Here is a 7,680-nt window from a genome sequence, read left to right as displayed (position 1 = left end):
CGTGGACCGTCCCGGACTCGAGGCGATCCGGCTCGGGGTCGAAGACCTCGTGATCGTGACGTCGAGCCAACACCCGCTGTCCGCGTTCTCGACCGTCGACCTGGGCGAACTCGCCCACTTCCCGCTGTTGCTGCCGCCACGCAGCAACCAGGTGCTGCTCCACCGCGTGATCGAAGACGCCTTCGTCGAGGTCGGACGGCGTGCCCGGCTGGGTCCGGCCATCGCGAGCGATCACACCGCCACCCTCGAGGTGATCACCAACCCGCGCGCGTGGACGGTGCTGTATGCCAGCACCGCAGCAGAAACCCCGCACAAGGGGCTGCGCTTCATGCGCGATACGCGCCGCCTGCTGCGGGTACCGGTGTGCGGGGTCGTGCGCAGCGGCACCACCGCGACTCCCGAACTCGACTTCCTGATGCACGCGCTTGCCCGCTCGATCGTGCCGTCGACCGACACGATCCGCGCATCGGAGGCGGATCCCTCCGCCCAGCATTCACGAAGTACATAGGCTAGCCTTCCCTCATGCACAAGCTTGTGACCCGCGTCGGGCTGGCGGCCCTCGCCACCGTGTTCCTGGCCGCCTGCGGCACCACCGACACCACCGGTTCCTCCTCCGGCAACACCGAGGTCGCCACCGGCGGACGCCTGTTCGCCACCGCCGATACCGAGACAGCTGCACTCGGCAGCGACGCCGAGCCCGGCGTGTTCCCCCGCACCGTCACCCACGCCCTCGGCGAGACGGTGATCGAGACCAAGCCCGAGCGGGTGATCGTCCTCGACGGCGGCGAACTCGACGACGTGCTGTCGCTGGGACTGACTCCCGTCGGGCTGGCGAACCCCGAGAGCGCGGCGGGTCAGCCGTCCTACCTTGCCGAGAAGCTGTCCGGGGTCGCGGACGTAGGGACGATCAACAACCTGAACCTCGAAGCGATCGCGGCGCTGCAGCCCGACCTCATTCTCGGTAGCAAGCTGCGGGCCGACAAGCTGTACCCGCAGCTCTCGTCCATCGCCCCGACGGTGTTCGGCATCCGGCCCGGCTTCCCCTGGAAAGAGAACTTCCTCTTGGTCGCGGACACCATCGGTGAGGAAACCAAGGCCGACGAGGTCCTCAACGCCTACCAAAAGCGTGCCGACGAAGTGCGGGCAGCCATTCCCGGCGATCCGACCATCTCGCTGGTGCGGTTCATGTCGGGCAGGATCCGGCTCTACGGAAATCTCTCGTTCATCGGTGTCATCCTGCAGGATGTCGGATTGCCCCGGCCCGCCGTGCAGAACGTCGACGAGCTGGCGGTCGAGGTGAGTCCGGAGACCATCGGCGAGGCCGCGGGCGACCGGATCTTCTACTCCAGCTACGGAGCGCCGGACAAGACCGACGAGGCGAGCGTGGTCGGCGGACCGCTGTGGAACGAACTCCAGGCCGTCGAGGACGGGCACGCGACGCCCGTCAGCGACGAAACCTGGTTCCTCGCCCTCGGTCCGACCGGGGCGATGCTGGTGCTCGACGACCTCGAGAGGATGCTCGCGGCCTGAGCGGCGGCGCTGCTGCGGCGGAGGGCGTCCTCCACAAGTTCGGCGACGGGGTGCGTCGTAGCCGTCACCCAAACCACCGCTGTGAGGAAGGATCGGTGCACCACCGCGCTCGGGAGAGGACAAACTCGTGACCGAAACCGCTGCTCCCTCCACTGCCGGCCCAGGCCGCGACCGCCAAGGTGTCGTCTACCGCGACGGGGCGCTGGGCCGTCGACCCGCAGTGCCGACGTCGTTCGGCGACCTCGAGCGCGCCGCGCGCCGCGCCAGTTCGAAACGGGCCTGGGCCTACGTCGCGGGCGGTGCGGGTGAGGGACGCACGATGCGCAACAACCGGCGCGCGTTCGACCGGTGGGCGATCGTCCCGCGCATGGCGCACGGCGTCACCGAGCGCGACCTGCGCACGAGCGTGGTGGGCACGTCGTTGTCGTCGCCGCTGCTGCTGGCCCCGGTCGGTGCGGGCGCGTTGATGGCCCGGAACAGCGACCTGGCGATCGCGCGGGGCGCCGCCGCGACCGGGGTGCCGTACATCTTCTCCAATCAAGGCTGCAGTTCGATGGAGGACTGCGCTGCCGCGATGGGTTCGGCTCCCCACTGGTTCCAGCTGTACTGGAGTTCCGACGAGGGGCTCGTAGACAGTCTGCTGCATCGGGCCGAAACGAGCGGCGCCGAAGCCGTCGTCGTCACCCTGGATACGACGATGCTGGGATGGCGTCCACAGGACCTGAACCTCGGTTCGTTGCCGTTCGCGCGGGGCGAGGGCATCGCCCAGTACACCTCGGATCCGCGGTTCCGCGACATCGTCCGGCAGCGGGTGGACACCGCACGCAACACGGTCACCGAGCGGCCCGAGGTCACGCCGGGGGCGATCCGCACGCTGCTCTCGATGACCCGCAACTATCCGGGCAGGTTCCTCGACAATCTGCGCTCCCCCGTACCGCGCGCCGCCGCGGAGACGTTCCTCGACATCTACTCCAATCCGGGTTTGAGCTGGGATCACCTGGCGACGCTGCGCGACCGTACGAGGCTGCCGATCGTGCTCAAAGGGATTGTGCATCCCGACGATGCGCGCCGCGCCGTCGATCTCGGCGCCGACGCGATCGTGGTGTCCAACCACGGTGGGCGCCAGATCGACGGGGCGATCGCCTCGCTCGACGCGCTGCTCGAGATCAGAGCCGCGCTCGGGCGGGAACCGACGTTGCTGCTGGACAGTGGAATCCGAAGTGGCTCCGACATATTCGTCGCACTCGCGCTCGGCGCCGACGCGGTGCTGCTCGGCCGGCCCTACATGTACGGGTTGGCGGTCGCGGGGCAGCGTGGGGTGGAAGAAGTCATCCGTAACGTGATCGCCGAGTTCGACCTCACCATGGCGCTGACCGGTGCGCGGTCGATCGCCGACATCGACGAGCGGTTCGTCCGCGCCGATCCGTCGTTCCGATAAGGGATTTCTGGATACCCACCACCGCCGTGCCCTCTACGCGCGGGTCTACGCGTCAAGCGGCAGGCCGAACCGCCGACTGCGCGTGATCGTCTCGTTCGAGCACCCGGGAGACGACGTAGCCGATCAGGATGCCCCAGAACGCGGCATGGATGTTGAACAGGTTCAGGTCTGCGATCGTCACGACGAACGTGACCAGCGACCCGAGGGTGAACGAGGTCGCGAAAGCTGTGACGAAGGCTTGTTGAAGGGCCTCGAGCATCGCGATCCCACCGAGGGCCGGCACGAACGCCTCCGGGGTGGCGAGCATGAACTTCGTCAGGGTCGGGGCCAGCATCGCGCACACCAGCGCGAGCAGACCGTAGACCACGGCACCGGTGTAGTGGCGGCTCTTGTCACCGGAGGACGTCAACAGGGCATTGGTCGGACCGGTCACGCAGGCCGACACCGCACCGAAACCCGCGTTGAGCACCGAGAAGACTCCCGAGGACACAGCGAAGACATTGACCGGTGGGCGGTGACCGGAGGCTCTGAGCACTGCGATGCCCTGGCCGTTCTGGACGATCAGGACGGTGACGATCAACGGCACCACCAGCTCCAGCTGTGCGGCCCAAGTGAATTCGGGCGCGGTGAACACCGGAGTCGCGAAGGCCGGACCGTCGGCGTCGTCGGATGTGAACTGACCGCTCGCCAGCACCGCGACTACGCCGACCACAAGCGCTCCCAGCACGGGCGGGAGGAACCGGCCCAGCATCGGAACCGCGGTGAGGACGACGAACGCGAGCACCATCGGCGCAGCCACCACAGGGTTGTCGCGGGTCGAGGTGACGATGTCGGTTCCGAAGCGCAGGACCACCGCCGCAACCATGGCCATCACGATCGGCATCGGTATCGCCGCCATGGCCCGCCGCACCACCCCGGTCAGTCCGAGGGCGGAGATCAGGACACCGGCCGTGAAGAACGCGCCGACCACTTCGGGGAACGACAAGTGCTGCAGCGACGGACCCAGCAGCACGGTCCCGGGGATCGACCACGCGAATCCGAGCGGTTGCCGGTACACCATCGACATCACCAGGGTCGCGAGCCCTGCGGCGAGAAAGATCGCGATACCCAGGATGCGAGCTGAGCCCCGGTCAAGCCTCCGGCCGCTCCGACCGCCAGAGTCACCGCGATCGGGCCGGACGCGGAGAAGACGAACCCGATCACTCCGTTGGTCACGTACTGTGCGCCGAGGTCGCGCAGAACATCGCGCACGCCCGCAGGCCGAACCTCCGGACGCTCGAGCAACGGACTGTGCTCGGCTGCGTCCGTGGATATCGAGGGCGTGGTGACAGGCGGTGGACTGACAGACATGGGTCGCTCCGGGCTCGACGAACTGTTTCATCCAGTTGACCAAGCTCTCGCGCGTATCGGGGGCCCCGCTGGGCCTTCCTCGACGAGGAGGCCCGGCGGCGCTACGTGGATTGGGAGAAGACCGCGTCCTCCATGGTCGGCACCCTGCGACTGGACGCCGGCCGGCACCCCGGAGATCCCCTGCTCGCGCAACTCGTCGGCGACCTGTCTGCGCACAGTGAGGAGTTCCGCACCTGGTGGGCCGACCATCGGGTGATCGAACGTCGCGACGGCATCAAACGACTCGACCACCCGCTCGTCGGCCGCATCGACGTGTACTACGAGGCTCTCGAAGTGACCGGGGAAGCCGATCAGACCCTGTTCGTCTATACCACCGAACCCGGCTCCGAATCCGAAGCCAGACTGCGCCTCCTCGCCGGATCGCCCACGGCAACCGGTCCGATGAGAGGATCCCGACCATGACTGCATCCATCGCGCTGCCGCGCATCATGCGCATCGGAGGCGGAGCCGTCCGAGAGATCGGCGACGTCGTCCAAAGCCTCGGTTTGTCCCGCCCGCTCGTGGTCACCGACGCCTTCCAGGTCGGCACCGGCGCCGCCCAGCGGATGCTCGACAACCTCGAAGCCGCCGGTACCACGCCCCGGCTGTTCGCCGACACCGTGCCGGACCCGACCACCGACTCGCTCGACGCGGGGCTCGCCGCACTCACCGAGCACGACGCCGACACGGTGATCGGATTCGGGGGTGGCAGCCCGATGGACACCGCCAAGGCCCTGGGAATCCTCGGCCGTCAGGGCGAGTCGATGCGCGACTACAAGGCGCCACGCATCAACGCCGGTCCGGCCCTGCCGATCATCGCCGTCCCCACCACCGCGGGAAGCGGTTCGGAGGCAACCCAGTTCACGGTCATCACCGACAGCCTCAGCGACGAGAAGATGCTCTGCCCCGGCCTGGCGTTCCTGCCGGTCGCCGCGGTGATCGACTATGAACTGACTTTGTCGATGCCACCGCGATTGACCGCCGACACCGGCGTCGACGCTCTCACCCACGCGATCGAGGCGTACGTCAGCCGGAAATCGAATCCGTTCTCCGACAGTCTCGCCCTCGTCGCCATCGGCACCATCGGCCGGTCGCTGCGCCGCGCATACACAGACGGCTCGGACGCCGACGCGCGCGAGCAGATGATGCTGGCGGCCACCCAGGCCGGGATCGCGTTCTCCAATTCGTCGGTCGCGCTCGTGCACGGCATGAGCCGGCCCATCGGTGCCCACTTTCACGTCGCGCACGGCCTGTCGAACGCCATGCTTTTCCCCGCCGTGACCGCCTTCTCTGTCACGGCCGCCGAGTCCCGGTACGCCGACTGCGCTCGCGCCCTGGGTGTCGCCACCAGCGGCGATGACGACACCACCGCCGCGAACAACCTGGTCGTGGCGCTGCGCGAGCTGTGCCGGGACGTGGAGGTGCCCACCCCCAAGACGTACGGCATCGACCGGGCCCGCTGGGACGAGATGATCCCGCTCATGGCGCAGCAGGCTCTGGCATCGGGGTCGCCGAACAACAATCCGGTCGTGCCGAGTGACGCCGAGATCCGCGACCTCTACGCGCAGGTCTACGGCTGAGCACCGATAACGAGTTCCGTCACGTACCCAGCTCCAGCTGCCGCCACCGATCGACATCACGACGCAGCTGACGGTCGTGCGTCGCGAGCACCACTGCGGCATCGGTTGCCCCCAGGGCGTCGGTCAGCTCGTCGACCAGCGTGATCGACAAATGGTTCGTCGGCTCGTCGAGCAGCAACACGTGCGGCCGGGTCGCGAGAACCATCGCGAGATCGAGCCGGCGCTGCTGTCCCATCGACAGGTCCCGGACCCGCTTGTCCAGGTCCGCCTCCGCGAACAGGCCCAGTTCCTCGAGCTGCACCACCTCGGCGTCGGGTACCGCACCGGAGGAAACAAGCATTCCGAGGTGCGCGTCGTACGCGTCCCGGACCCTCGTACCGGCCGGTGGCGATGATTCCTGCGCGAGTAACGCGACCCGCACCACCGGATCGACGGTCAGCACCCCCGTCGTCGGCGCGATGTCCTGCGCGAGCACTGCGAGCAGCGTCGATTTTCCGGCGCCGTTCGGACCGGTCACGGTCAGGCGGGAGCCCGCCGCCACCGCCAGCGACACCGGGCGGCCGAGCCGCCCCGCGACGGTGACGTCCTCGGCGTGGAGCAGCGCCACGTCCGGCTCGAGCCTGTCCAGTTCGGCACCGAGCGCCGGCATCGAGAACCGCAGCGGCGGAACGGGGGTCGTGATCACATGTTCGTCGAGTGCCTCCTGGCGTCGATGCACGGACCGCACCAGCGCCGGTGCCCGCGTCGCGCGCTGGTGCTTGCCCGTCCCCTTGCCGGGGCGCCACCCGGTGAGGAGTCGATCCCGAGCGTCCTCGAGGTCACCGGCCAAGCGCGTCGACTCGGCCTGCTGACGCCCGTATTCGTCGACCCAGCGGGCATATTCGGCTCGGCGGCCTTCCCGGTAGCCTGCGTAGCCCCCGCCGTACCGACGGGGACGACCGCCGCGGCTCGGATCCAGATCGAGAATCGACGTCGCCACGTCGGACAGCAGGGCGCGATCGTGGCTGACGAGCACGATGCCGCTGCGGGTCTGTCTCAGCTGCTGTGTGAGGTACTCGAGTCCGGTCGCGTCGAGGTGGTTGGTCGGCTCGTCGAGGAGCAGAAAATCATGCTGCGCGCCGAGCAGCGCTGCCAGGCGCACCCGATAGCGCTGTCCGACGGACATCTCGGACAAGGGCCGGGACCGGTCGGTCACGGCGCCGAGCGCCTCGAGCGCGGTGTCGACGCGCCGGTCGGCGTCCCACGCGTCCAGCTGCTCGGCGATATCGAGTGCCTCTGCGTAGGCACCGGCAGTGCCCGGCCGATCCTCCGCAAGCGATGCGGCACTGTCGTCGACGGCTCGCAGCGCGGCGTGGGCGTCGACGAGCTCGAGGTCGACCAGGTCGCCGACGGTACGGCCCGGCGTGACGGCCGTTTCCTGTTCGGCGACACCGAATGAACCGAATCGCCGCACCGACCCGGAATCGGGCTCGAGGCTACCGGCGAGAACATGCAGCAAGGTGGACTTACCGCGTCCGTTCTCACCGACGACGCCGATACGGGAGCCGGGGGCGACGGTCAGGTCGACGCCTTGCAGGACGGGATGCCCGCCGCGGGCGATGTGCACGTCGATCGCGCCGAGTTGCGCGCGGGCACGTCGGGGCAGGGTGATGGTAGGCATGTTTCCTCCGGAGGGAGGCACACTCGTCCCATGACAGTGGGGCCGAAAATGTGCTCTGACGAACGGCCGGATCATCGGCCGGG

The 7,680-nt window shown here is 68.5% G+C and carries 5 protein-coding genes and 2 pseudogenes; 5 read left to right on the top strand and 2 right to left on the bottom strand.

Annotation, left to right across the window (positions count from 1 at the left end; all coding sequences use genetic code 11):
- The 3 genes from Q8814_RS11915 to Q8814_RS11905 form a co-directional block, all read left to right on the top strand.
- Nucleotides 1-508: LysR family transcriptional regulator substrate-binding protein (locus Q8814_RS11915; protein WP_330152228.1), on the top strand; the 508-nt coding region annotated here is incomplete at its 5' end.
- Nucleotides 509-522: 14 nt separating this feature from the next.
- Nucleotides 523-1,530, top strand: coding sequence for an ABC transporter substrate-binding protein (locus tag Q8814_RS11910; RefSeq protein ID WP_330152227.1), 1,008 nt, complete (start codon nucleotides 523-525; stop codon nucleotides 1,528-1,530).
- A gap of 127 nt (nucleotides 1,531-1,657) precedes the next feature.
- The gene (locus tag Q8814_RS11905; RefSeq protein WP_330152226.1) at nucleotides 1,658-2,968 is read left to right on the top strand and encodes an alpha-hydroxy-acid oxidizing protein; all 1,311 of its coding nucleotides are present in this window, start codon (nucleotides 1,658-1,660) and stop codon (nucleotides 2,966-2,968) included.
- Between the two features lie 52 nt (nucleotides 2,969-3,020).
- Here the strand turns inward: Q8814_RS11905 and Q8814_RS11900 are convergent.
- Nucleotides 3,021-4,318 (bottom strand): annotated as a pseudogene (locus Q8814_RS11900) (benzoate/H(+) symporter BenE family transporter).
- Nucleotides 4,319-4,396: 78 nt separating this feature from the next.
- On the opposite strand from Q8814_RS11900, the pseudogene Q8814_RS11890 reads away from it, so the two are divergent.
- Nucleotides 4,397-4,780: pseudogene (locus Q8814_RS11890) on the top strand (MmyB family transcriptional regulator); the annotation flags it as partial.
- Nucleotides 4,777-5,937, top strand: coding sequence for an iron-containing alcohol dehydrogenase (locus Q8814_RS11885; RefSeq protein WP_330152223.1), 1,161 nt, complete (start codon nucleotides 4,777-4,779; stop codon nucleotides 5,935-5,937). The pseudogene Q8814_RS11890 and the gene Q8814_RS11885, both read left to right, overlap by 4 nt.
- Nucleotides 5,938-5,956: 19 nt before the next feature.
- Here Q8814_RS11885 and Q8814_RS11880 read toward each other — a convergent pair whose 3' ends face one another.
- Nucleotides 5,957-7,597, bottom strand: a complete 1,641-nt coding sequence (locus Q8814_RS11880) for an ABC-F family ATP-binding cassette domain-containing protein (RefSeq protein ID WP_330152222.1) — start codon at nucleotides 7,595-7,597, stop codon at nucleotides 5,957-5,959.
- Nucleotides 7,598-7,680 lie beyond the last annotated feature (83 nt).

The sequence above is a fragment of the Rhodococcus chondri genome (genome assembly GCF_036327435.1).
GTDB lineage: Bacteria > Actinomycetota > Actinomycetes > Mycobacteriales > Mycobacteriaceae > Rhodococcus > Rhodococcus chondri.
This window is presented reverse-complemented; position numbering and strand designations above follow the sequence as displayed.